Source organism: Burkholderia sp. LMG 13014 (assembly GCF_905232215.1).
Classification (GTDB): Bacteria; Pseudomonadota; Gammaproteobacteria; order Burkholderiales; family Burkholderiaceae; genus Burkholderia.
The window spans coordinates 1-1,376 of the sequence record NZ_CAJNKE010000985.1 but is presented as its reverse complement, the minus strand read 5'-3'; the positions used below and the strand labels follow the sequence as shown (position 1 = coordinate 1,376).

Sequence of the window (1,376 nt, the reverse complement as noted above, 5' to 3'; positions counted from 1 at the left end):
AGGGAATGGGTGAATGAAGTCACGTCAAGCCTCCGCACTGCGGCCCTTCGGGGCAAACATGCCCTGCGGACGTTTCTGGATGAACAGCACGATCATCACGAGCACCGCGATCTTCGCGAGCACCGCGCCCCAGAACGGCTCGATCGCCTTGCTCGCGAGGCCGAGCCCGAAGCCGCCGAGCACGGTGCCGGCGATCTGCCCGACCCCGCCGAGCACGACCGCCATGAATGAATCGATGATGTAGTTCTGGCCGAGGTCGGGGCCCACGTTGCCGATCTGCGACAGCGCGCAGCCGCCGAGGCCCGCGATGCCCGCGCCGAACGCGAACGCATACGCGTCGACGCGCGCGGTCTTCACGCCGACGCACGCGGCCATCCGGCGGTTCTGCGTGACGGCGCGCACGAACAGGCCGAGCCGCGTCTTCGTCAGCACGGCCCACGCGACGAACACCACCGCGAGCGCGAACGCGAGGATCGCGAGCCGGTTGTACGGCAGGATCAGGTTCTGCATCACGGTCACGCCGCCGCTCATCCACGACGGGTTCACGACCTGCACGTTCTGCGCGCCGAACAGCATCCGTGTCGCCTGAATCAGGATCAGGCTCACGCCGAACGTCGCCAGCAGCGTTTCGAGCGGGCGGCCGTACAGGTGCCGCAGCACGAGCCGTTCGAGCACGATGCCGACGAGCGCGGCTACAACGAACGACACCGGCACGGCGACGAGCGGATACCAGTCGAACGCGCCGGGCGCGTAGCGCTGGATCAGCGTCTGCACGACATAGGTTGCGTACGCACCGATCATCAGGAATTCGCCATGCGCCATGTTGATCACGCCGATCAGCCCGTACGTGATCGCGAGGCCGAGCGCGGCGAGCAGCAGTACGCTGCCCAGCGACAGGCCGGCGAACAGCGTGCCGGCAATCTCGCCGCGGCGCTGCAACGCGTGCAGCGTGTCGAGACCTTGCTGCGCGGCGTCGCGCACGCGCGCGTCGGGCTCCGCGTAGCTGCCGTCGGCGTTCTTCGCGACGAGCGGGCGCAACTGCTCGATCATGTCGAGGTCTTGGCGCGCGGCGACCACCTGCACGGCTTCGAGGCGCTTCGCCGGATCGGCATCGTGCAGCGCGGCGATCGCCCACAGTGCGTCGAGTCGGCGCTTCAGCGCGGGATCGGTTTCCTTCGCACGGGCGCGGTCGATCATCGGCTTCAGTGCCGGGTCGGGCGATTTCAGCAATGCATCGATCGCGTCGCGGCGCGCGGCGACGTCGGGCGACGCGAGCGCGAGGCCCGACAGCGCGCCCGCGATCTTCGTGCGCAGCAGGTTGTTCAGCATCACGGGCTGTGCGTCGCCGGCCGGTGTCGCGGCCTGCGTGAGCGCGT

Annotated in this window: 1 protein-coding gene; it reads right to left on the bottom strand. The window is 68.8% G+C overall.

The window, feature by feature from the left end; translation table 11 throughout:
• Positions 1-24 precede the first annotated feature (24 nt).
• Positions 25-1,376, bottom strand: a 1,352-nt coding sequence (urtB, locus tag JYJ84_RS36750) for an urea ABC transporter permease subunit UrtB (protein ID WP_205190305.1), incomplete at its 5' end; no start/stop codon positions are given.